This is a genomic window from Pseudomonas sp. S49 (genome assembly GCF_009866785.1).
Classification (GTDB): domain Bacteria; phylum Pseudomonadota; class Gammaproteobacteria; order Pseudomonadales; family Pseudomonadaceae; genus Aquipseudomonas.
The window spans coordinates 2,626,670-2,648,999 of the sequence record NZ_CP019432.1; the positions used below are offsets into that span (position 1 = coordinate 2,626,670).

20 protein-coding genes are annotated in these 22,330 nt (G+C 60.3%); 8 read left to right on the forward strand and 12 right to left on the reverse strand.

What is annotated here, in order from left to right; translation table 11 throughout:
* Nucleotides 1–2 precede the first annotated feature (2 nt).
* The 6 genes from tssG to tssB form a co-directional block, all read right to left on the reverse strand.
* Nucleotides 3–1,028, reverse strand: a complete 1,026-nt coding sequence (tssG, locus tag PspS49_RS11665) for a type VI secretion system baseplate subunit TssG (RefSeq protein WP_150751804.1) — start codon at nt 1,026–1,028, stop codon at nt 3–5.
* Nucleotides 992–2,785, reverse strand: coding sequence for a type VI secretion system baseplate subunit TssF (tssF, locus tag PspS49_RS11670; protein WP_160039365.1), 1,794 nt, complete (start codon nt 2,783–2,785; stop codon nt 992–994). Before tssF ends, tssG begins: the two co-directional genes overlap by 37 nt.
* Nucleotides 2,769–3,212, reverse strand: coding sequence for a type VI secretion system baseplate subunit TssE (gene tssE / locus PspS49_RS11675; protein ID WP_150751806.1), 444 nt, complete (start codon nt 3,210–3,212; stop codon nt 2,769–2,771). The genes tssF and tssE overlap by 17 nt, the downstream gene beginning before the upstream one ends.
* A 15-nt stretch (nt 3,213–3,227) precedes the next feature.
* Nucleotides 3,228–3,725 carry an Hcp family type VI secretion system effector gene (locus PspS49_RS11680; protein WP_150650720.1) on the reverse strand — a complete coding sequence of 166 codons (498 nt, stop codon included), beginning with the start codon at nt 3,723–3,725 and terminating at the stop codon, nt 3,228–3,230.
* Nucleotides 3,726–3,827: 102 nt separating this feature from the next.
* Complete coding sequence (tssC, locus tag PspS49_RS11685; protein WP_007911038.1) at nt 3,828–5,309, reverse strand: type VI secretion system contractile sheath large subunit; 1,482 nt, start codon at nt 5,307–5,309, stop codon at nt 3,828–3,830.
* 30 nt (nt 5,310–5,339) lie between these two features.
* The gene (tssB, locus tag PspS49_RS11690) at nt 5,340–5,882 is read right to left on the reverse strand and encodes a type VI secretion system contractile sheath small subunit (protein WP_127926750.1); all 543 of its coding nucleotides are present in this window, start codon (nt 5,880–5,882) and stop codon (nt 5,340–5,342) included.
* 227 nt (nt 5,883–6,109) lie between these two features.
* Between tssB and PspS49_RS11695 the strand changes: the two genes are divergently transcribed.
* Genes PspS49_RS11695 through tssA form a run of 5 tightly spaced genes read left to right on the forward strand, consistent with a single transcriptional unit; the run spans nt 6,110 to nt 13,617 of the window.
* Nucleotides 6,110–6,556 (forward strand): type VI secretion protein, encoded by a 447-nt coding sequence (locus PspS49_RS11695; RefSeq protein WP_127926751.1) that lies wholly within the window; start codon nt 6,110–6,112, stop codon nt 6,554–6,556.
* A 46-nt stretch (nt 6,557–6,602) separates the two neighbouring features.
* Nucleotides 6,603–7,934, forward strand: coding sequence for a type VI secretion system baseplate subunit TssK (gene tssK, locus PspS49_RS11700; protein ID WP_160039367.1), 1,332 nt, complete (start codon nt 6,603–6,605; stop codon nt 7,932–7,934).
* Nucleotides 7,935–7,952: 18 nt separating this feature from the next.
* Nucleotides 7,953–8,717 (forward strand): DotU/TssL family secretion system protein, encoded by a 765-nt coding sequence (locus PspS49_RS11705; RefSeq protein ID WP_160039369.1) that lies wholly within the window; start codon nt 7,953–7,955, stop codon nt 8,715–8,717.
* A complete protein-coding gene (locus PspS49_RS11710; RefSeq protein WP_160039371.1) occupies nt 8,714–12,538 on the forward strand; it encodes a type VI secretion protein IcmF/TssM N-terminal domain-containing protein in 3,825 nt (1,274 codons plus the stop codon). The genes PspS49_RS11705 and PspS49_RS11710 overlap by 4 nt, the downstream gene beginning before the upstream one ends.
* Nucleotides 12,535–13,617 (forward strand): type VI secretion system protein TssA, encoded by a 1,083-nt coding sequence (gene tssA, locus PspS49_RS11715; protein WP_127926755.1) that lies wholly within the window; start codon nt 12,535–12,537, stop codon nt 13,615–13,617. The genes PspS49_RS11710 and tssA overlap by 4 nt, the downstream gene beginning before the upstream one ends.
* Here tssA and PspS49_RS11720 read toward each other — a convergent pair.
* The 5 genes from PspS49_RS11720 to PspS49_RS11740 all read right to left on the reverse strand — a co-directional run bounded on the left by PspS49_RS11720 (nt 13,614) and on the right by PspS49_RS11740 (nt 17,151).
* Nucleotides 13,614–14,582, reverse strand: coding sequence for a 2-hydroxyacid dehydrogenase (locus tag PspS49_RS11720; protein ID WP_160039373.1), 969 nt, complete (start codon nt 14,580–14,582; stop codon nt 13,614–13,616). The genes tssA and PspS49_RS11720 overlap by 4 nt on opposite strands.
* A gap of 170 nt (nt 14,583–14,752) precedes the next feature.
* On the reverse strand, nt 14,753–15,181 hold the full coding sequence (locus PspS49_RS11725) for a hypothetical protein (RefSeq protein ID WP_127926757.1): 429 nt from the start codon (nt 15,179–15,181) through the stop codon (nt 14,753–14,755).
* 15 nt (nt 15,182–15,196) lie between these two features.
* Nucleotides 15,197–15,679 carry a DUF4822 domain-containing protein gene (locus PspS49_RS11730; RefSeq protein ID WP_160039375.1) on the reverse strand — a complete coding sequence of 161 codons (483 nt, stop codon included), beginning with the start codon at nt 15,677–15,679 and terminating at the stop codon, nt 15,197–15,199.
* 345 nt (nt 15,680–16,024) lie between these two features.
* Nucleotides 16,025–16,549: a cysteine hydrolase family protein gene (locus PspS49_RS11735; protein ID WP_160039377.1), complete on the reverse strand. Its 525-nt coding sequence runs from the start codon at nt 16,547–16,549 to the stop codon at nt 16,025–16,027.
* 218 nt (nt 16,550–16,767) lie between these two features.
* Complete coding sequence (locus tag PspS49_RS11740) at nt 16,768–17,151, reverse strand: tautomerase family protein (RefSeq protein WP_127926760.1); 384 nt, start codon at nt 17,149–17,151, stop codon at nt 16,768–16,770.
* 250 nt (nt 17,152–17,401) lie between these two features.
* On the opposite strand from PspS49_RS11740, the gene PspS49_RS11745 reads away from it, so the two are divergent.
* The 3 genes from PspS49_RS11745 (at nt 17,402) to PspS49_RS11755 (ending at nt 19,362) form a co-directional block, all read left to right on the forward strand.
* The gene (locus PspS49_RS11745; RefSeq protein WP_034152472.1) at nt 17,402–17,596 is read left to right on the forward strand and encodes a hypothetical protein; all 195 of its coding nucleotides are present in this window, start codon (nt 17,402–17,404) and stop codon (nt 17,594–17,596) included.
* A 69-nt stretch (nt 17,597–17,665) separates the two neighbouring features.
* Nucleotides 17,666–17,848: a hypothetical protein gene (locus PspS49_RS11750; protein ID WP_150751816.1), complete on the forward strand. Its 183-nt coding sequence runs from the start codon at nt 17,666–17,668 to the stop codon at nt 17,846–17,848.
* Nucleotides 17,849–18,081: 233 nt separating this feature from the next.
* Entirely contained in the window at nt 18,082–19,362 is a 1,281-nt protein-coding gene (locus PspS49_RS11755) for an HAAAP family serine/threonine permease (RefSeq protein WP_127926762.1), read from the forward strand.
* A 214-nt stretch (nt 19,363–19,576) separates the two neighbouring features.
* On the opposite strand, the gene acnB is transcribed toward PspS49_RS11755, so the two are convergent.
* A complete protein-coding gene (gene acnB / locus PspS49_RS11760; protein ID WP_042704862.1) occupies nt 19,577–22,186 on the reverse strand; it encodes a bifunctional aconitate hydratase 2/2-methylisocitrate dehydratase in 2,610 nt (869 codons plus the stop codon).
* Nucleotides 22,187–22,330 lie beyond the last annotated feature (144 nt).

The window sequence follows — 22,330 nt, forward strand, 5'->3', positions numbered from 1 at the left end:
GTTCAGGTGATCTCCAGCTGACGAAGGCGGGTTTCGATGGTTTGCACGCCGAGGCTGGCCTGACGCTGCAAACCGCCGTTCCAGCTCAGCAGAACCGGGGTCTGGCGAGCGAGTTTCAGCGGCCCGGCCCCGCGCACCCGCAGCACCAGTCTGACGTCCAGATCCGGGCCGAAATACAACCCGGCGAGGCTGGCCAGTGCCGGGTGTGATTCGCCATCCGGTAGAAAGCGCGCCGCCTGTATCGATGGCAACGGCCCGAGGGTCAGGCGAATGCCGGCGTGTTCATCCCAGACCCGCGTGCCAGCCACGGCGCTGCGGCCCAGTTGCAAGTTGCGTCCACCCGGTTTGATCACGCTGCGGCTGGCCGGCGGGATCTGTCGCCAGGCACCTTCGTAAGCGCTCAATTCGACCGGCACGCCAAACTGCTCCCGGACAATCGCGGCGAACCCCGCCAGTGAGCGACGGCCATCGGCAAACAACGCCGTGCACGCGAGCACGGCGCAGTCGGGAACAGCCTGGCGCTCCTGCAAAGCCTTGGGCAGCAAACCGGTCAGTGCGCGCAATTGCGCCTGCACCGGCGAAGCCCCCGGCGTGACAAAACCCAACGCGACCCGGTGTTTGCGCATCACTTTGTAGAGCAGGCTGAGCAAGCGATGCTGGAACAGATCGAGAAACGCGGCCGGTGCATGATCCTTGGCCCGCGCCCGTTGTTGCAGCCAATCCTGATAGGCGTAGGGGAGAGGGCCGTCCGGGCCGCCGAGACCGAATATCGGTGTGTCGAGTGTCAGCGGTTCGCCAGGCTCTTCGTGCAGGGCTTCGATCTGGCTGGCGGCAAACGCCGGTGTCAGTGGCCCGCGCAGTTTCAGCGCTTCGGTCTGCGGCGAGGTGCCGCTGCCGAGTGGATCGGCCTGCGGCTGCTCGCGTTCGAGCAACAGCAACGCCTGCAGCCATTCGAAGGCCTGCGGCTCACGGCGCAGGCGTTGGCTCAGGGTCAGAGCGACAGGGGCATGCCGGCTTGGGGTTGCCATGCCTTGACCTCCTTGTCGGACTGCATCAGGACGGTGCGCACAAAGCGATTGGCCGTGGCGTACAGGGAAAAGAATTGCGCCAGCACCGCCGAAAACAGCACCGCGCTGCTGCCGACAAAGTGCTGCGGATCGAGCTGCAACTGCACTTCCAGACCATTGCGCCAGCCGCGCCAGGCATCGGCGCCGACATGGCCGATCACCCGTTCGCAGCTGAGTTGCAGCAGACCTTCGATCTGTCTCAAGGCGCTGGCCTCATCGCGCAGATTGTGCAGATGCAGAATCTCTTTCAAGGCATCCAGCGCCTGCGGCCCTTCGACCAGCGATAGATGATTGAGGGTCAGTTGCGACACCAGACGCCAGCGCGAATCACCGTCCAGCCGCGGCAGACTCTGCGCACTCGGCGAATTGCGCAGGCGTGCCCAGGCGACCGGGCCGGGGCGCTCGAAGCCCAGCGGCGTACCGGCCGGCAGACTTTGCGCCAGATACCGGTTGGTGCAGAGCAACTCGGCGGTAAGGCTGTAGTCGGGCAGGTCGGTTTGCGGTTCAAAACGGGTGTCGACCACGCTCACCAATAAATCGCTGCCGAGGCGGTTTGGCGTCATGCCGTTGACCCGCCGCGCATGCCAGTAACGCTGTTGATCGCCAGCGCTGTGCTGGCTGCCGTAATACGCCGGCAGGCGCTGCACGCCGGTGCGGGTACTGGCGCGCATGCCGCGAATGCTGTGGATCTCGACGCTGTTCTCGCGGTGGCTGTCGGCGATCAGTCGATACTCGCTGCGCGTACCATCGGGACGCAGCGGTTCGGAAGTCCGTGGGAACAGGTTGATCACCGGCGCGCAGCCCAAGGTGATGTCGCTGGCCTGCAAGTGCAGGCGGCTAGCGGGGGCACGGTCGAAAACGATGTACAGATAGAGGGTCTGACTGTCGCTGGAAACTCCGCGCAACGGCAGATCGAAAAAGTGGAATTTGTCCGGGAAAGCAAAATACTCGGCCAGCAAGCGCATGCCTGGATGGACACCGTCTTCATCCGGCAACAGTGCTTCGTCATCGCTGAAACCGACGATGTTCGGCAAGCCTTTCAGCGCCGTCGGAACACTGCCCGGCGACCCCGCCAGCACCTGCACCGCATGCGCGCCGAGCAGGTCATACAGGCATGCATTGACCACCGGTGACGCGGCCAGATGGATGCGCAATTGCTCAATGCCCAGATCTGTCCATTGGCTCTCGCCCAGGCAACGCAGGCTCAAACGCAACGCCGAGCGCGACTGCGCGACGCCGGTTAACGCCTGGGCTTCATCGCTGCCCAGCAGCAGTGCCTCGCTGACTTCGATCGGCCATAAACGAACGGCGGCCGAGGTGCGAAAGTGAATGCTCTCGCCTTTGCTGGTGGTGACGAATAACGGCGTATCACGGGGCAGGGTATAGCCGTCGTCGAGGTTGCCTTTGCTCGGGTCCGGCTCGAACTGCACGATGGCGCAGGACGGCAACGGCCGCATCGCCAACGGATAGAGTTGTTCGAGCAACGCATCGCTGAACTCGGCGTAGTCGTCATCCAGGCGCCGTTGCAGGCGTGCGGCGAGCAGTGCAAAACCTTCCAGCAAACGCTCAACGTGGGGATCGGGGCATTCGCCCGGGGACAGTTCCAGGCGCCGCGCGACTTTTGGATAGCGTTCGGCAAACTGGCTGCCAGCGTGACGCAGCCAGGTCAGTTCGCGTTGGTAGTAGTCGAGCAGTTGCGGGTCAATCGAGTCGCTCATGGCGCACCTCCAGCCCCTCGCCGCCGGGCTCGATGACAAACGCCACCGGCCAGTGCTGCTGGCCGCTGCGCAACTCGCCGAGCAAGCGAATGCTCATTCGCTGCGGATGTTCGGGTAACGGATTGACCTGAACTTCGCCCAACAGCAGGCGCGGTTCAAAATGACTGATGGCTTCGCGGATGTCTCGCGCCAGCTTGCGCCGATCATCGCTGCGCTGCTGTTGCAAGGCGCTCCAGTCGGCGATGCCGTAGTCGATCACACTCGCTGGCGTGGTCCGTGTGAGTGGGCCACGGCGGGTGTTGAACAGGCGCCCGAGCTCGGCGTGCACCGAGTCGAGCAAGTCCTGCCGATCGAATGCGCGCGGGTTCTCGGCCTCGCTGGACGCGAGGCGTTCGAACAGCGGTGCGCGCATGCCGGTGCCTGCCATGGCCAGGACGCCGGGTTAGCTGACAAGCTTGTTGGCGGCCATGTCCCAGGTCGACGCAGCGGTGCCTTCCTTGGTGCCGTCGTCTTTCTGCGCGGTGAGTTCCCATTTGATCTTGGTGAAGTTCAGCGACACGGTTTCCACCGGTTTGCCACCGGTGCCGCCGCTGACGCTGACGTTGGACAGCACCACGTTGGTGAGGGTGTAGACGATGAAGGGCATCAACTGCCCGCTGCCCTCGGCGGCGTTGCGGCCGATGGTGATGACCGCTTCGGGGATCGGTTTGCCGGCGCAGCAGTACTCGTTGAGCGAGGGTGTCGAGCTGTCGACGAACTTGGTAACCGTGAATTCACCGATATGCGGTTTGCCGGAGGTGCGCTCCGAGTTGCTGACGTCGTTGGTGACTTGCATTGCCACATTGTGGCTGTAGGACATGACTTCGATCTTGTCCGCAAAACCTTCGAGCAGGCTGTCGCCTTTGATGTCGCCGCCGAGGTCGAGAATGATTGCATCCATCGCTTGAAACTCCTGAAGAAATTCACATTAGGCAAATGGGCTGAACACGGAACCCGTGGCGAGGGGATAAATCCTCTCGCCATCAGGGTTTTCTCTGGAGCTTTAAGCGGCAACCGGCGGCGGCAACGTCGCCACCAGACGGATCGACGCGGTCAACTCTTCCAGCTGGAAGTGCGGCCGCAGGAACACCGTCGCCCGGTAGGCGCCAGGCTTGCCGGCGACTTCGGTGACGTCCACCCGCGCTTCACGCAACGGGTACTGCGCCTTGATTTCCTGTGGCGCGTTGTCGTTGATCAGCACGTAGTCGGCGATCCAGTTGTTGAGGTAGGTCTGCACGTTGTCGCGGGTCATGAAACTGCCGACCTTGTCGCGCATGATCACCTTCAGGTAATGGGCGAAACGTGACGCAGCGAGCACGTAGGGCAGCATCGCCGAGATCCGCGCGTTGGCATTGGCCTCGTTGGTGTTGTAGACCTTGGATTTGTTGGTGGTCTGGCCACCGAAGAACACCGCCACATCGCTGTTTTTCTTGTGGCACAGGGCGATGAAACCGAGGTCGTTAAGCTCTTTCTCGCGACGATCGGTGATCGCCACTTCGGTCGGGCATTTCAGCGACAGATCGCCGGAGCTGGTGCGGAACGTATGCGCTGGCAGACCTTCCACCGCGCCGCCGCCTTCAGCGCCACGAATCGCCGCGCACCAGCCGTACTTGGCGAACGCTTCGGTGATGCGTTGCGACAGCGCCCACGCGGCATTGCCCCACAGGTATTTGCTGTGGTCGGTGCCGTTGACGTCTTCGACGTAGTTGATGCCTTCCACTGGCGAGGTGTCCGGGCCGTAGGGCAGGCGCAGGAGGAAATGCGGCAGCACCAGAGACACGTAACGCGAATCCTCGCTCTCGCGGAACGAGCGCCACTTGATCAGTTCCTGGCTCTCGAACACCTTTGACAGATCACGCGGCACGGCCAGTTCGGTGAAGCTGTTCATGTCGAACAGGCGCGGGCTGGCGGCGGCAATGAACGGTGCATGCGCAGCGGCGGCAACGTTCGACAGCTTCTCCAGCAGGCCAATGTCCTGCGGGTGGCGGCCGAAGGTGTAATCACCGACCAGCAAGCTGAAGGGATGGCCACCGAAGGTGCCGTATTCCTCTTCGTAGATCTTCTTGAACAGCGCGCTCTGGTCGAATTCGACGGCTTTTTCCAGGTCGTTCTGCAACTCTTTCTGCGTGACGTTGAGCAGGCGCAATTTCAGCCGGGTGCTGGTTTCGGTGTTCTGCACCAGCAGGTGCAGACCACGCCACGAGGCTTCGAGTTTTTGCAGATCGGGGTGGTGCAGCACCTCGTTGAGCTGGGCGCTGATCAACTCGTCGATCTGGCTGATACGGTCGTTGATCATCGCCACGGTGTCCTTGTCGATGGCCATGCCTTCGTCAAGCACCTGGGTGGCGAATTCCGCGAGCATGTCGCGGGCGTAATCCTGCTGACTGTCATCGTGGGCCATGCGGCCGTCGAGAATGATCTGGTCGAGCAGGGAAAGTGTCTCGGTCGTACTGTCGCTGGCTTGTTTCTGAGCTGAAGCGGGCATGGCGAATTCTCCCCTCGATTAAGTGGACGATCAGGCTTGCGGTTCGGCCGGGGCCTCGGCATCAGCTGCCGGGGTAGCGGTGTCTGGGCGGGCCGATTTGATTTCCTGCAGGCCTTCGGTGTTGGCGATGACGTCGCGCAACAGCTTGTCCAGGTCATCGTTGCCGTCGAGTTTGGTCAGCAGATCGCGCAGGCGCTGGCGGGCCTCGAAAAGGCGCCGCAGCGGCGTGACTTGCTCCACCACCTTGACCGGGTCGAAGTCGTCGATGTGTCTGAAATTGAGTTCGATGTTGAGCTTGCTGTCGTCGCCGCTGAGGGTGTTGTTGACCTGCAACGTAGCGCGCGGACCGATCGAGGCGAGTACGTCGTTGAAATTGTCGCGGTCGATTTCGGTAAAGCGCCGCTCAGTCAGTTTTGCCAAAGGTTCAAGTGGCTTGCCCGACAGATCGGCGAGAATCCCGACCACCAGTGGCAGTTCCTTTTTCTCGATGGCATTGCCGATTTCGACGTCGTAGGTGATTTGCACTCGGGGCGGGCGCACCCGGTCGAGCTTGTGCTGAGTACTTTCTGCCATGTCGGCGGACTCCGATGCGATGAGCGGGCGCAATGCATCGGGGAGGCCCGTTCATCGCTTTCCCTTGCTGGACCGTAGGTTAGAAAGGGAGGCAGATGACCTGTCGTTCCTTTGACAAACCTTCTTGATTCGGCTGTAGGAACCGAACTACCCAAGACGCTAGAACAGGTCTATAAAAATGCAAGCAAAAACATTTTTGGACAGGTTCGAGAAAAGGAAAATTCATTTTGCGTAGACGACTTTTTCTAACACTGCTGTTGGCGTCCCTGGCCGGTTGCTCACTCTTCGGGCCGAAGGTCGACCTCGACAGCCTGACCCTCGACGTCGCGCCCAAAGCCAACGACGACACGCCGATTGCCGTGGACTTCATTGCGGTCGCCGACCCCGACCTGCTCAAGCAATTGTCGGGCATCAGTGCCAGCCAGTGGTTCGCCGGGCGCGAACAGTACCAGCGCGACTATCGTCAGTTGATGAGCGTGTGGGGACTGGAGCTGGTGCCGGGGCAATTCATCGACCGCCAACCCTTCCCGTTGGGGGGCAAGAAGGCCGCTGGACTTTTGGTCTTCGCCAGCTATACCACACCCGGAGCACACCGCTTGCGCCTCGACGATCAGAGTGAGGCGTGGCTGAAATTCGACAGCCGCGAGATGAGCCTGGTCAACGCCGAACACTGACACACCACCGCTGCCGCCGGATTGCGGCCTTGTCGAAGGGAGTCGTATGAGTCTGCTACCTGACGCGGTTTGCTGGCACGAAGGCATGCAATTGCTGCCGCAGCATTTTCAGTTGCAAGGGCTGCGGGCCGAAGCGCTCGGTGCGCATCTGGCGCAAGCCTGCAACCCGTGGTTCTGGGGTGTCAGCCACATGGAGTTCGATCCCTCGGCGCTGAGCGCTGGCGTGGTGCGCGTATTGTCGCTGCAAGGGACGATGCCCGACGGCCTGCCGGTGGATTTGCAGGCCGGGATCGGGCCGGCACTGGAACTGGATGTGAGTGCGGCGATCGATGCCACCGACGATGCCACTGTCACCGTGTACCTGGCGATCAGCCCGATGTGGCGTGCCGGGCAGTTGCTGCCGCTCAAGGGCCGCTTGCAATCGGTGGTGGGTGACGCATTGCCGGATCTCACCAGTGGTGAATTTCCTGAGTCGATCACCGTGTGGCGACCTAATCCACGCCTGTGCACGCAACTGAACAAAGCCGATTCGATCTGCCTGCCGTTGCTGAAAATCCGCAAGGAGGGCGGCGGCTTCTTGCCGCTGACTTACACCGCGCCAACACCGCTGCTGCTGCCGGAGTCTGCGCTGGGGCGACGCATCGCCGGCCTCTGCGCGCGGGCGCGGGAGAAGTTCCTGTTTCTCGGCGGCCGTTTGCGCCAGGCGCAACAGGCTGGCAATCAGGACGACGCGCTGGAAATCCGCCGGCAGTTGACCGCGTTGTGGGCACGCCTGCCGGAAGTCGAAGGCGCGCTGAGCAGTCGCGTTGCTCATCCGCAGTCTCTGTATGTGCACCTGCTCGGCCTGGCTGGCGCCTGGGCGGCGCTCGATCCGCTGGCCGGTGTACCAGCGTTTGCACCGCTGGATTTTCTCGAGTTGCAGCGCGGTTATGACGTGGTGCTGCAATGGCTGGAAACCACCCTCGAACTGATCCGCGCCGGCTACCGCAGCCTGCCGTTCGAGCGCGGTGAGCACAGCTTTTCCATCCAACTGCCGGACGAGCAGCCGAGTCAGCGGCTGGTGATCGGTCTGCGCATGCCCAACGGTGCCAGCGAACAAGCGGCAATTGACTGGTTACGTGGCGCGATCATCGCCTCGGCGCCGCACATTGCGCTGCTCAGTCGTCAACGCATGAGCGGTTTGCCGCACCAGGTCATGAGCCGCAGCGAACAGGTGGCCTACAGCGTCGGCGAGGACACGCGGTTGTTTGTGATCACGGCCGAAGGCACGTGGTTCGACGCGCAACTGCCGCTGGTCATTGCGGCACCGGCGGCGAAGCTGACCAGCAGTCCGTGGCAAGTGGTGCTGTTTGTCGCCCAGAACAGTGAAAGTGCCTGATCACACAAGGAACGCCGTATGTCGCAAGGAAGTGCCGCAAGCCTTGGGTTGCAGGACGCACCGTTGAGCAGCGCGTTCCGCCAGACGTGGCAGCAATGGCAACAGGACTGGGTGCAATTGCCCAAGGATAGCGAGGACGAAGCAGCGCTGGTGGACACCGTGGTCGAATTGTCCACGCAAGCGTCGCAGCGGTTGTGGCGCACCGCTTATTCGCGGGTCGGTGATTCGGCGACCGATCAGGTCAAGGCGCTGGTCTATGCGTTCGTCGCGCTGGTCGACGAAACCCTGCTGTTCACGCCATGGCCCGGGCAGTCGGCGTGGCAGGACAAACCTTTGGAGTCGCGTCTGTATTCCAGTCGTCAGGCCGGCGAACAAGTGCCGTCGGCGATTCAGACATTGCTCGACGAACAGCAACCGACCAGCCGCGATCTGGCCAACGTGTATCTGCAGTGCCTGATCCTTGGTTTCCATGGGCGTTTGCGGGGCGAACACAGTCAGGCGCAACTGGAGAAATGGCGGCTGGCGCTGTACACCTTTGCCTGGCAGGACGAGGCCAGCTATGCCGATGTCAGTCAGCGTCTGGCGCAGCCGTCGCTGACCACGCCATTGCAACTGCCGGTGCGCACGGCGCTGCCGGACGGCTTTCGCCTGGCACTGGGGATTCTGGCGATGGTTTTGTTACTGACCGGGCTTGGCCAGTTCCTCTGGCGGGACATTCGTTCGGAGCTGGACCCGGTGCTGCAGATCATCGACTCGGTGGCGCCAGCGGAGCAAGACTCATGAGTACCCTGACGATAGTCGCGTGGGTGGTCGCTCTGCTGGTGGTTGTGGTGATCATCGCCGTGGCGGTGTGGTGGCTGCGCACCCAGAGTGGCGCAGCGATCCGCAGTTTCTACGCAGCCGTGCGGCAAATGGAGCAGGAGCAGGGCAGTCACGATCGCTATCAGATGCCCTGGCTGCTGATGCTCGGCGACGAAACCCAGGGCACGCAACTGGTCAGTGAATGGCGTCTGCAACCGACCGACAAACCGGCGTGGTTCGGCCGCTGGTGGTCGGACCCGGAAGGCGCTGTGCTGGTGGTGCCGCAGGCATTGTTTCTGCCCGACGACGGTATGCATTTGCAGCGTGGCGGCTGGTGGCGTTTGCTCGGTTTGATCTTGCGGATGCGCAGCAAGCGGCCGCTGGACGGGGTGGTCTGGCTGGTGCCGGTCAGTCGCCTGAGTAATCTCGAACAGGCTGCGAGCCTCGGTCTGGCCGCGCGCCGGCGCTTCATCGATCTGCTGCAACGTTTTGGCTTGAGTGTGCCGGTGTACGTGGTCGTCACTGGACTTGAAGAACTGCCGGGGTTCCAGGAGTTGATCAGCGCGCTGCCCGACGAGGCCCGCGAACGAACCCTTGGCTGGTCGTCGCCTTATTCGCGCGATGCGGTTTGGCAAGGGCAATGGAGCGATCAGGCGCTTGATCGCATCCATCGCGCTGTGGCGGAAGCCATCATCGAAATCGGCACCTTGTCCGGCCAGTTGAGCGCCGATCTGTACGCCTTGCCGGAGCGTCTGGAAACCTTGCGACGCGGTTTGCAGAGTGTTCTGGAACCGGTGTTTCAAGGCAACGCTCAGGGTGAGGCGCCGTGTTTTCGCGGTGTCTATTTCAGCGCCAGTCAGGCCTCGGAGGATGCCAAGGACGGATTCTCCGCCGACGACAGCGGCTTGCAGCAAAGCGTGTTCGTGCGCCAGTTGTGGCGCCAGCGCCTGGTCGGCGAGCGCGGGCTGGCGCAAGGCGTGCCGCGTCTGCTGCGTTTGCGTCAGCGCTGGCAGCGGCTGACGGCCGGCGTAGCGCTGGTGATCGGGGTTATCTGGGCCGTGGCGATGCTTTGGGTCTGGCACGTGTCGGTCAAGGATGCCCACGAACTGGCGCGGCAGATGCAAGGCGCGCAAAAGGGCTACGTGGCGATCAGCGATGAGGCGCAACGAGTCGACTCGACCCGGCGTAACGTGCAGACATTCTGGCGCGTGCTGGAGCGTGCGCCGCACTGGAACTATGTTTCTCTGGTGTTTCCGACGTCGTGGTTTTCCTCGCTCGACAATCAGCTTGAGCAGCAAGTCTTGCAATCCACCCAGCGCCACATCATGGTGCCGCTGCATGATCTGTTGAGCGCGCAACTGGCGCAGATCAAAGCGATCCGCAGCACCGATCGGCGCAGCAGCGTCGAAAGCGACGACCCGGCGCAGTGGCAGAACTATCTGAAGGCGAACGATCTGGTGGATCGGGCCTTGCGTCTGGAACAGCAGAACCAGTTGTTCAATCAAGTGCAGAACAACCCGCGCGCGCCGCTGGACGACCTGGTGCAACTGAGCAACAACGCGCTGTCGCTGAACCTCAACACGGGCACCTTGCCCTACGCGGCGTTCTACAATCGGCTGCTCGTGGCCGGGGAAGACGGCAGCTTGCAGGCGCTTGATCTGAGCGTCGACCGGCCGCAGATCGTCAGCAATTTTTCCGGACTGATGCAGCGCTGGCTGGATCAGTATTTTCTCGCCGACAACTTTGTCAGCAAGGCTGGCTACCTCAAATTGCATCTGGATCAATTGCAAGCCGGCAGCGGCAACAGCCTGCGGGAGCTGGAAGACCTGACCGCGCTGGTCGACGATCTGCAAGCAGCGATCGCCCTGACCAATTCGACGTGGAGTCGCGGCAAAGGCCAGGAATTGGTGCCGGGTTATGGTGACTTCCTCGCCAAAGTGGGCAAGAGCACATTGTTGGGCGCGCAAGTCCAACAAGACCTCGACACGCAAGCGTCACGCTTGCAGCAGAGTTTCCGCGATCAATGGATCGCCCAGATCGGTTCGCGGGACAACCTGCTGGTGCAGCAAGTCAGCGGGCAGCTGGCCTTGCAGGAACAAGTGATCAAGCTGGATAACGCGATACAGGCGCTGTTCAAGCGTGACTTCGTTTCGGTCGCCCTGCGTGCCAGCGAAGACAACGTCAATATGCAAGGCCAGACCGTGGACGGCGATGACCTCAATGAGTCGCTGAAGTATTTCGCCGACTACAACAGCTACATCGCCGAAGAACTGCCACGCATTCCACCGGACTATCGCGTTGCAGTGCTCAAAGCCGCCGAGCGTGCCGCCGCCCAGGCAATGTGGTTGAGCCTCAAGGATCACAACGATCAGGCGCACCCTTACGCTGTGTTCAATGTGCAGGCCGAGCAAGCCATGGCCCTGCAGAAAGCCTTTGTCGAGGTGCACCGCGCGGATCTCTCCACGCGCCTGCAAGCGGCGCTCAATCGCCGCGCGATGGCGCAGATTACCGGGGGGATCGAGGAAATCACCGCGCAACCGCTGTTCGGTGGCCGTGCCGAAATCAGCCAGTGGGACGGTTCGAAAAACCTCGGCTTGCAATTGTTCGGCGCCAGCGATGTGCAGGATCTGAAGCTGAGCCTCAAGCAGCAGTTCAACACCATGCTCGGCATCACTGAGCGGCGCACGTCTTCGTTACAGTGGTTGACGACGCAGCAAGCCAACCTCTCGGCACTGGATTACGAACGCGTGACGCAGTTCAGCGCACTGAACGATGAACTGCGTAAATACAAGGAAGCCAATCCGGCCAGTTCGCCGGCGCAGATCGAGCAACTGGTCAGCCGTGATTTCATCGAAATGGACGTCAACTCCTGCCTGCAAATGTTGCAGACCGCCAACGTCGCCGGCGGACGCGGCACGTTGGCGATGCGCGCGGTGGAGCTGCAACAGGAAGCCATGCAGCGTTGCCAGCAGTTGCAAGTGCAACAGGCGGCAGCCGCGTGGAATGAGCTGGCCAACTACTTCAATCAATACCTCGCTGACCGGTTTCCATTCGCCAACGGCGTGCAGATGCCGGATGCCGAGCCGGCGCGGGTTCAGTATTTGCTGGAATTGATCGACAAGCGCTTACCGGTCGCCCAGGCCGGACTGGCCACGAATCAGACGCCGGAGCGCGTGGCCGCCGCAGACTTTCTCAATCGTTTGAAGCAGGCCAGCACCTGGCTGACGCCGCTGTTCGTACGCGACAAGAGCGGCATCCTCGGCGTCGAGCTCGACGTGCGCTGGCGCACCGATCGCGATAATGAGCAGGGTGCCGATCAAGTGATTGCCTGGGGTTTGCTCGCCGGCAATCAGCAGATCAACTACCCGGTCGCGGCCGAGCAGCCGAGTCTGCGCTGGATGGTCGGTCAACCCATCCGCCTGACCCTGCGCTGGGCGCGCAACGGCAAGGAACGCCCGGTCAACGACCCGCTGCAACCGAATCTGGTGGTGCGCGATCTGGAGGCCGGTTGGGAGTATGGCGGGCCATGGTCGCTGCTGCGGATGATGCGTGCGCACTTTTCGGTGCAGCGTCAGCCGAGCATGGATTACACCGACTTCCCGCTGACACTGCGCCTGCCAGTGACCGCCTCGACCGACAGCGTCACCAGCGAATTCACCCGCATGTTTGTGCGCTTGTCATTGATGAGCCAAGGATCGAAATTGCCGCTGTCGATTGCACCGTTGCCCACCCGTGCACCGCGCTCACCGTTTCAGGTGACCGGCAGCACCGCCGCCCTTGAATCGCAGAAGGAAGACCTGTGAGCCTGCCATCGACCGCTGTGCCAGACCTGATTGACCAACTGCTCGCGCCGATCAGCGCGGATGCGCCGTGCGGCGTCGATTTGCGTTATGAGCGTGAATTCGATCAGTTGCGCGACTTGCGCCGCGAGGATGATGCCAGCCTGCCGACCGGGGTCTGGCAGTCGACACTGAAGCGGGCGAACTGGCCGGAGGTCGAGAAGCTCACCACTGCTTTATTGCTCGAACGCAGCAAGGACTTGATGCTCAGCGCCTGGCTCGGCGAAGCGTGGCTGCACCTGCAAGCACTGGACGGTTTGCCCGGCAGCCTGGCGCTGATCGCCGGTTTGTGTGAGCGCTTCCCCGAGCATTTGCATCCGCAAGCCGAGGAGGGCGATCAGTCGTGGCGCGTGATTCCGCTGGAATGGCTGGTGCGTCGCTACAGTGAAGTGTTGCTCACTCGCGTGCCGCTGTTCGGCACGCGCAACAGCGATTTTGAAGCCTATACCCTGGAAGTCTGGCGACGTTTGCAGATTCAACAAGTGCAGGTCAACGACAGCAAGAATGCCAAAAGCTCGGCAGAAACTGCACGCAATGAACAGAAAAAACTCAGCGACCAGATTCGCGCCACACCGCTGGCGTTCTGGTTGCGCACCCAAGGCAACCTGCTGCTGAGCCTGCAACACCTGCAACGGCTCGACAGCTGGAGCGATGCTTATCTGGGTGAGCAAGGCCCTGGATTGCGCCCCTTGCAGGACATCATTCAAGCGCTGCTGAAGCTGGTTCAGGAGTTTATCGCCATGCACCCACAACAACCGGCGCCGCCGGCACCCGTGGTCGAAGCCCCCGTCGCCATGCCACAGCCTGAAGAGCCAGCGCCGGTTGCCCAGGTATTTCGCGAACCGGCCAACCGCGAGGAAGCGTATCGGCAATTGTTGCTGATCGCTGAATACCTGGCCCGCACGGAACCTCACAGTCCCGTGCCCTATCTGATCCGTCGCGGCGTCGAGTGGGGTAATAAACCGCTGAGCGAGTTGCTGGGTGAGTTGATCAGCGCCGATGCTGAATCACGGCGCCTGTGGACGTTGCTCGGCGTGCTCTAGTGCACGCGCTGGTTGCTGAGTTTCGGTGGCAGCGCAATGGGCGTCAGTACCGGCTCGCCGGAGAAGAACGCCACGAGGTTTTTGCCTACCAATTCGACCGTGCCTTGCGTCGCTTCCGGTGACAGGCCGGCGACGTGTGGCGTCAGCAGCACGTTGCTCAGGGTTTTCAGCGCATCCGGCACTTGCGGTTCGTGGTCGAACACATCGAGTGCGGCGCCGGCGATTTTGCGCTGTTCGAGGGCAGTGATCAGATCCGCCGTAGCGATGACGCTGGCGCGGGCAATGTTGACGATGAAGCCTTTCGGCCCGAGTGCATCGAGCACCGCGCGGGTGACCAGATGTTGGGTGCCAATGCCGCCGGGCGTGGCGACAATCAGAAAGTCCGAAGCCCGGGCCAGTTCGGTCGGTGTCGAGCAGAACGCATAAGGCACATCGCTGCGCACCTGGCGGCTGTGATAGCTGATTTCCATGTCGAAGCCGAGGTTCGCGCGTTTGGCGATCGCCAACCCGACGGCGCCCAGCCCGAGGATCCCCATGCGTTTGCCAGCCAGCGACGGGCGCATGATCTTTGGCCATTCACCCCGGCGTACTGCGGCATCACAACGCGGGATATCCCGGACCAGTGCCAACAACATCGCCATTGCATGGTCAGCCACCGACGAGGCGTTGACCCCGGCGCCGTTGGTGACGGTAATGCCACGGTTGCTGGCGGCCTGCAGATCGACCTGTTCGTAGCCGGCGCCGATGACGGTAATGATCTTCAACGCGGGCAGGGCGGCGATCTCTTCGGCCGTCAGGCCCAGCGGACCCCGGGTCAGCACCGCATCGATGCGGCTGCCTTGGGAGGCAATGGCGTGCGCACGTTCGGCGGGCGTGGGGGCGAGAATCAGGTGAAAGCCCTGATGTTCGAGAATCGGCAAGTAGTCATTGATGGTTTCAACCAGTACCAGAACGGTTGCGGGCATTGCGCGGCTCCTGTGAACGTCGGCGGGTTGGTCGCGAAAGTCGTTTCAGAGTGCTGAATCCGCAGCGACTTGGCAATCGTTGTCATTCGCGCAGTGGTGCTTTGATTCTGGACGGCTTCGGACAAGAAGCAAGGCTGGCAGCACACCGGTGATCCGGTGTGCTGCCGGCATCATTGAGCCGCTTGGGCTTTGGCTTGCTCAGCCATCGCGATCGGCTTGATATCGTAGGTCGGATAGAACTCGGTGCGGTAACTGCCCCATGCGGTGTTTTCCAGCGCAAGGTTCACTTCCGCCAGACGCGAGACAGGAAAGCGCACGGTCACGACCTGGCCGATACCCATCATGATGTTCCAGCTCACCACCTCGACCCCGGCCGGAGGAAAGGTTTTATGGAACCCCTGTTGTGCGAGCTGGGCCTTGAGTTCACTTAACGGTCGGGTTTGATCATGTTTCAGAAACACGGTCAGCATCATCGCGTTGTCGGCCGTGGCGACGGCATCTTTTGCGGGTTGGGTAGCGGCTTGCGCGCTGACCCCGGCGCAATAGACGGAAGAAATCAGTAACGACGACATCAGCAGGGTTTTAAGTGACTTTTGCATATCGTACTCCTGGTTTTATTGTTTGATGGCGGACTTGGTTTCTATCGTTCCGGTATAGGGCGCGTGAACGACATGAATGCGTACGAGAGGGTTGTTGTCGACCATGTCGCGGGGTACTTCCCGAGAATACGTGAATTCAAGTTTGTTCAATGTTTCCAGACGCCTGACAACTGTTTTGGTCGGGCCGATATCGGGTACAAGAATGTGCTGTTGCTGATCTCCGGTGACAAAGAAATAACCGCCACCACCGTTGTTGTATTTTGACTCGCCTGTCTCGGTGTAAAAGAACTCATATCGATTGCGCTCGGGATCCCACGTCGATATGCCAACGACACCAGGGTACTTCGCTTTGACGTCGGTTTCAGGGGCGCCGTCGACATAGACCTTGGTCGTCAGCCATCGCGGCGAGGAGGCCAGCTCGCGGACGTCGGCATTGGCGCTGGTGAGCGGGACGAGCAACGCGGCCAACAACAGGCCGGTCATCATGTACTTTTGCATGTTGTGTCCTCTTGATTGCACTTTAAATGTCAGTCGTTGAATTCAGGGCGATAAAAATATAGACCTGCTGCGGAATATTGTTCAATGGCTGGGTAGTTGCTTGTAACAAATGGCTGGTATTCGATTTTAAGTAATGTTTTGTTGCGAGTTTTTTGGCTGCTTAAGTTGTAGGAACATTCTGAAGGGTTGGTGGCTGATTGACTTGTTTGTTGGCGTTTCCGGTAGTTAATGTCGCTGGCCCCCTTAATTGATTACACAACGCTGTAGGACAAGGAATGGCGTAACAAATGTCTGGTTGACGCAACCGTAGCAAGTCAAGTTGCGTCAATTTCAGCGAGGACTTCCTCAGAACGTCACTTCATCGCTGTCGACTAATCGTGCGAAGGCGGCACCGAGGGTGGCGTTGTGATGTTTGATGATCGCTTCGGCGGATAGCGCGGCAGTGTCCATGCAAGTGTGGGCGTCAGCGACCAGCAATGGTCTGAAGCCAAGATCGGCAGCGCTGCGACAGGTGCTGTCGATGCAGAACTGGCTTTTCATGCCGACCACATAGAGCTCTTCTACCTGTGCGGCCTGGAGTTGCCGCGCAAGGTCAGTGCCATGGAAAGCATTGGGTCGGGATTTATCGAAGAGGGTGTCGATTTCAGCGTCCAGCTCAAGCGCTGGCAGTAATTGCCAGAAAGGACTGCCAGCGGCAATCGGGGAGCCGTCCGGGCCAGTGTGGCGCGCGGCGAAGATCGGTACTTGATTCCTGCGGGCCTGAGCGACCAGGCGCTGGATGTTGGCCAGAACCCGTTCGCCTTGGTAGGGATTTTCCGGTCCGTGGAACAGACCGCCCTGCATATCGATGATCAACAGTGCTGCGGGCATGGTGTTTCTCCTTGGGGGCTGCAGATGCCGCACGGACGGGAGAAACAACAAGGCCCCGTCCATTGCTGGCGGGGCCTTGGGTTTGCTGCGCTGGATTTACCTCAGACAGAAACACCACGACCCGCCGGTGGCGGTCGTGGTGGTACGGGTGAGTTGCAGCGCGCGAATGTTCATGGGCCGATCATGCTGACGCTGATACCGGGCTGTCAATGAGCGGATCAAGTGACGTACTGCGCGACGCCATTGCCGAATGACCAGTTCTCTTTTTTTACCTCGACCAGATTGATGAAGACGTCTTCCAGGCGCACCGCCAGTTGGGTGTGCAGGCTTTCGGCGATGGTTTTGAACAGCAACTGTTTTTTCTCTATCGAGCGCCCTTCGCTGATGGTGATCTGAATGAACACCACGCCGTCGCTGCGCTGGATTCCCAGATACTGCGGGTCATAGACGAAATGCTGGCTGTCGTGCTCGGTGAGGATCTGAAAGTTGTCGTGCTCCGGCACATCGATACAACTGCGCAGGGCGGAATAAATCTGCTCGCCGATGCGTTTGGCGAACGTGGGGTCGGGGTTTTGTTTGATGTCGATGCGAACGAGGGGCATGGGCAGAGACTCTGGGGGAGGGGACTCATTCACGCTAGAACATATCAACCAAATTGAAAGTGTGGGGTGATGACCTCGTTGTTGTTTTTGTATGAGGCTACCTACGAAACTCGCGGATTTTACCTACGCATTTGGCAGAGCCATCTGCTATCGGGCAGACGGTTAACGCGAAATCATGGGGCAGCAATGGGAGGTGGTCCAGGATGGAAAAACTTCCCGAGCGTTAACTGTCAGCAGCCAAGGAAGGTTCATGCATCTGGATGACCACAAAAATGTGGAACTCGAAAGGCTACAAACGGAAACCCAAAAGCTCGGCGCGGAGAGGCGCAAGCTTTTGGCGGAGGAAGCAAAACTGAAACTTGAGACTTTCTTGTATCCCCTTGTGGTGGGGGCTGGGGCATTAACTGCAATTGCCACCGCCGTTGGGCTTTATTTGAAGCTGTAAGAGAGCGCAGCAGGTTGCAGTTGCGCATGCGTGTTGATTCAGAGCACCAAAAAAAGGGAAGGGGGCAGTATGAGCACAGAGGAAAGCAGAGCCAGGATAAACCGACTGTATCAAGAGGAGTTTGAGTTCAGAGAAGCCATGAAGCCCTTTCGCAAAGCCGAAAGGCGTGAAACGGTTTTGCTGTTTAGCCTTGGAATGTTGATGGGCGCGGTGGGGATCGCTTTCGTGATGGTGTTGGCTCGAACCATCTGAATACCCTTGCATGTGCCTGTTAACGACATCACGAATACCTGTTTGCGACAGATAATTTCCCGAAAACGACGCCAAACGGATCTGCTCCGCACAGCCATTCCTCAGCTAAGTCTTTGCTTCTGCTCATTTATCGCGGAGAATCGCGCCCCTGTTTCGGCCGGAGCATGTCTGTCGGTTTTTTCCGACGCGTCCTGACCGAGTGGCAAGTGACCGGAATGCGGAGATCCGACCGGATGAATGATCAGGCCAATAGCGTCGAAGAGCGCTTTGATGCAGCAGCACCCGCTGAACTTTCGAGCTGGAATCGCCAGGACACCACCTGGATGTTGGGACTGTTTGGGACGGCCATCGGTGCCGGCACCCTGTTTTTGCCGATCAACGCAGGTCTGGGTGGCTTCTGGCCGCTGGTGATCCTTGCGCTGCTGGCCTTCCCGATGACGTTCTACGCGCACCGTGGCCTGACCCGCTTCGTGCTGTCCGGTCGCGAAGGCGCCGACATCACGGAAGTGGTGGAGCAGCATTTCGGCATCAAGGCCGGCGCGCTGATCACCTTGCTGTACTTCTTCGCGATCTTCCCGATCCTGCTGATCTACAGTGTCGGCCTGACCAATACAGTCGCCAGTTTCCTCGAACATCAACTGCACATCACGCCACCGCCGCGCGCGCTGCTGTCGTTCGTGCTGATTCTCGGCTTGCTGGCGGTGGTGCGGTGCGGTGAGCAGGCGATCGTCAAGGCGATGAGCCTGATGGTTTACCCGTTTATCGTCGCGTTGCTGTTTCTTGGGGTGTACCTGATTCCGCACTGGAACGGCGGCATCCTCGCCACCGCTTCGCACGTGCCGGCACCGTCGGCGCTGCTGCACACGCTGTGGCTGGCGATTCCGGTAATGGTGTTCTCGTTCAATCACTCGCCGATCATTTCCGCGTTTGCAGTGGATCAGAAGCGTCAGTACGGCGTGCATGCCGATGAGCGCAGCTCGCAGATCCTGTTCCGCGCCCATGCGTTGATGGTGCTGATGGTGCTGTTCTTCGTCTTCAGTTGCGTACTGACGTTGTCGCCGGAGCAATTGGCGGAAGCCAAAGAGCAGAATCTGTCGATCCTGTCGTACCTGGCCAACCACTTCAACAATCCGACCATTGAATTTGCGGCGCCGCTGATTGCGTTCGTAGCGATCTCCAAATCGTTCCTCGGTCACTACATCGGCGCCAGTGAAGGCCTGAAAGGCTTGATCGTGAAGAGCGGCAAGCGTCCGGGCGCCAAGGCGCTGGATCGCATTGTGGCGGCGTTCATGCTGGTGATCTGCTGGATCATCGCGACCCTTAACCCGAGCATTCTGGGCATGATCGAGACCATTGGTGGTCCTGTGATCGCGGCCATTCTGTTCCTGATGCCAATGTACGCCATCCGCAAAGTGCCAGCGATGGCGCGTTATCGTGGTCAGGCGTCCAACGTGTTTGTCACGGCTGTAGGTCTGGTAGCGATTTCGGCACTGGTGTACAAGTTGACGATGTAAACCTGGTTCCATCAATAAAACCGCTGTGCCTGCCCAGGCACAGCGGTTTTTTTTGCCCGGGAGCCGAGCTTGCACGCGAAAGCGCTGAGTCATTGGCAATGACGCCATCGCTGGCTTGCCAGCGATGAGGCCCGAACAGGCAACCGTCATTCTGCAGGCATAAAAAAACGCCGCTCATCTCACGATGGGCGGCGTTTTTCATTGCGTTGTTACGTTAGGCTTGAACGACCGGGATGTTGGCGTTCGCAGCAGCTTCACGGAACTCGGCGATCTGGTCGAAGGACAGGTAGCGGTAGATATCGGCCGCCATGCTGTCGATCTTGCCAGCGTATTCCATGTACTCCTCGACGGTCGGCAGGCGACCCAGGATCGAAGCAACGGACGCCAGCTCAGCCGAAGCCAGGTAGACGTTCGCGCCGTCGCCCAGACGGTTCGGGAAGTTACGGGTCGACGTCGACACCACGGTGCTGTTCGGCTCAACGCGTGCCTGGTTACCCATGCACAGCGAGCAGCCTGGCATTTCCATGCGTGCGCCTGCCTTGCCGTAGATGCCGTAGTAGCCTTCTTCGGTCAGTTGGTGAGCGTCCATCTTGGTCGGCGGCGACAGCCACAGACGGGTTGGCAGCTGACCCTTGACCTGATCCAGCAGTTTACCGGCAGCGCGGAAGTGACCGATGTTGGTCATGCACGAACCGATGAACACTTCGTCGATCTTCTCGCCAGCAACGCTGGACAGCAGACGGGCGTCGTCCGGATCGTTCGGCGCGCACAGTACCGGCTCGCTGATGTCGGCCAGATCGATTTCGATGACTTCGGCGTATTCGGCGTCGGCATCGGCTTCCATCAGTTCCGGGTTGGCCACCCAGGCTTCCATCGCTTGAGCACGACGTTCCAGGGTACGCGCATCGCCGTAGCCTTCGCCGATCATCCAGCGCAGCAGGGTGATGTTGGAGTTCAGGTACTCGGTGATCGACTCTTTCGACAGCTTGATGGTGCAACCGGCAGCCGAACGTTCGGCCGAGGCGTCGGACAGTTCGAACGCCTGCTCCAAGGTCAGACCTTCCAGACCTTCGATTTCCAGGATGCGGCCGGAGAAGGCGTTTTTCTTGCCTTTCTTCTCGACGGTCAGCAGACCGTTCTGGATAGCGAAGTAAGGAATGGCATGAACCAGGTCACGCAGGGTGATGCCAGGTTTCATTTTGCCTTTGAAGCGCACCAGGATCGATTCCGGCATGTCCAGCGGCATAACGCCGGTGGCCGCAGCAAACGCAACCAGACCGGAACCGGCCGGGAACGAGATGCCCATCGGGAAACGGGTGTGCGAGTCACCACCGGTACCGACGGTGTCTGGCAGCAGCATGCGGTTCAGCCACGAGTGGATGATGCCGTCGCCCGGACGCAGGGAAACGCCGCCGCGGGTCATGATGAAGTCAGGCAGGGTGTGGTGGGTGGTCACGTCGATCGGCTTTGGATACGCCGCGGTGTGGCAGAAGGACTGCATCACCAGATCAGCCGAGAAGCCCAGGCACGCCAGGTCTTTCAGTTCGTCACGGGTCATTGGACCGGTGGTGTCCTGAGAACCTACTGTAGTCATCTTCGGTTCGCAGTAGGTGCCAGGACGAACGCCTTGGCCTTCTGCCAGACCGCAAGCCTTGCCGACCATTTTCTGCGCCAGGGTGAAACCCTTGGTGCTTTCAGCTGGGGCTTCTGGCTTCTTGAACAGGTCGAATGGTGGCAGACCCAGTTCGGCGCGAGCCTTCTCGGTCAGGCCACGGCCGATAATCAGCGGGATACGGCCGCCGGCACGTACTTCGTCCAACAGCACCGGGGTCTTCATTTCGAAGGTGGTCAGGACTTCGTCGGTGCCGTGTTTGCAGACTTTGCCAGCATGCGGGTACAGGTCGATCACGTCGCCCATGTTCATGTTGGAAACGTCGAACTCGATTGGCAGTGCGCCGGCATCTTCCATGGTGTTGTAGAAGATCGGAGCGATTTTGCTGCCGAAGCAGAAACCGCCAGCGCGCTTGTTCGGCACGTAAGGTACGTCGTCGCCGAAGAACCACAGTACCGAGTTGGTGGCCGATTTACGCGACGAACCGGTACCGACCACGTCACCGACGTAGGCGATCGGGAAGCCTTGACCGCGCATTTCTTCGATCTGCTTCATCGGGCCGATGGCGCCCTGCTGATCAGGAACGATGCCGTCACGGGCCATTTTCAACATGGCCAGGGCGTGCAGCGGGATGTCTGGACGCGACCAGGCATCTGGAGCAGGGGACAGGTCGTCGGTGTTGGTTTCGCCGGTTACCTTGAAGACGCGCAGGCTGATCTTGTCGGCCAGGGTCGGGCGGTTCTTGAACCACTCGCCGTCAGCCCAGGATTGCAGCACGGCTTTAGCGTGAGCGTTACCGTTCTTGGCTTTTTCCGCGACGTCGTGGAACGCATCGAACATCAGCAGGGTGTGCTTGAGTTGCGCGGCAGCGACTGGCGCCAGCTCGGCGTCGTCCAGCAGGTCAACCAGAGTCACGATGTTGTAGCCGCCCTGCATGGTGCCGAGCAGTTCTACAGCGCGCTTTTTGTCCAGCAGCGGGGAGGAAACTTCGCCCTTGGCCAGTGCAGACAGGAAGCCGGCTTTTACATAGGCCGCTTCGTCCACGCCTGGTGGAATGCGATTGGTGATCAGGTCAACGAGAAATTCTTCTTCGCCAGCCGGAGGGTTTTTCAGCAGCTCGACCAGGCCTGCTGTTTGTTCGGCGTTAAGCGGCTGGGGAACGATACCCAGGGCTGCACGCTCTTCGATATGTTTGCGGTAGGCTTCAAGCACAGTTATTACCCTCATCAGTGGTCCCAAATGGGTGTCCGGGACGCTCATCCCGAAATTGCCGTACTCATGCTCCTCACGACGTTGTGGGTCGTTCGGCCAGAATTACCGGCAATTCCTTACAGAAGCTGCTTTCAAAGTTTTACG

Excerpts from the sequence above, each read along its gene's own strand:
- tssG (WP_150751804.1), bottom strand. The coding sequence starts at position 1,028 with ATGGCAACCCCAAGCCGGCATGCCCCTGTCGCTCTGACCCTGAGCCAA.
- tssF (WP_160039365.1), bottom strand. The coding sequence starts at position 2,785 with ATGAGCGACTCGATTGACCCGCAACTGCTCGACTACTACCAACGCGAA.
- tssE (WP_150751806.1), bottom strand. The coding sequence starts at position 3,212 with ATGGCAGGCACCGGCATGCGCGCACCGCTGTTCGAACGCCTCGCGTCC.
- PspS49_RS11680 (WP_150650720.1), bottom strand. The coding sequence starts at position 3,725 with ATGGATGCAATCATTCTCGACCTCGGCGGCGACATCAAAGGCGACAGC.
- tssC (WP_007911038.1), bottom strand. The coding sequence starts at position 5,309 with ATGCCCGCTTCAGCTCAGAAACAAGCCAGCGACAGTACGACCGAGACA.
- tssB (WP_127926750.1), bottom strand. The coding sequence starts at position 5,882 with ATGGCAGAAAGTACTCAGCACAAGCTCGACCGGGTGCGCCCGCCCCGA.
- tssK (WP_160039367.1), top strand. The coding sequence starts at position 6,603 with ATGAGTCTGCTACCTGACGCGGTTTGCTGGCACGAAGGCATGCAATTG.
- PspS49_RS11705 (WP_160039369.1), top strand. The coding sequence starts at position 7,953 with ATGTCGCAAGGAAGTGCCGCAAGCCTTGGGTTGCAGGACGCACCGTTG.
- PspS49_RS11710 (WP_160039371.1), top strand. The coding sequence starts at position 8,714 with ATGAGTACCCTGACGATAGTCGCGTGGGTGGTCGCTCTGCTGGTGGTT.
- PspS49_RS11720 (WP_160039373.1), bottom strand. The coding sequence starts at position 14,582 with ATGCCCGCAACCGTTCTGGTACTGGTTGAAACCATCAATGACTACTTG.
- PspS49_RS11725 (WP_127926757.1), bottom strand. The coding sequence starts at position 15,181 with ATGCAAAAGTCACTTAAAACCCTGCTGATGTCGTCGTTACTGATTTCT.
- PspS49_RS11730 (WP_160039375.1), bottom strand. The coding sequence starts at position 15,679 with ATGCAAAAGTACATGATGACCGGCCTGTTGTTGGCCGCGTTGCTCGTC.
- PspS49_RS11735 (WP_160039377.1), bottom strand. The coding sequence starts at position 16,549 with ATGCCCGCAGCACTGTTGATCATCGATATGCAGGGCGGTCTGTTCCAC.
- PspS49_RS11740 (WP_127926760.1), bottom strand. The coding sequence starts at position 17,151 with ATGCCCCTCGTTCGCATCGACATCAAACAAAACCCCGACCCCACGTTC.
- PspS49_RS11745 (WP_034152472.1), top strand. The coding sequence starts at position 17,402 with ATGCATCTGGATGACCACAAAAATGTGGAACTCGAAAGGCTACAAACG.
- PspS49_RS11750 (WP_150751816.1), top strand. The coding sequence starts at position 17,666 with ATGAGCACAGAGGAAAGCAGAGCCAGGATAAACCGACTGTATCAAGAG.
- PspS49_RS11755 (WP_127926762.1), top strand. The coding sequence starts at position 18,082 with ATGAATGATCAGGCCAATAGCGTCGAAGAGCGCTTTGATGCAGCAGCA.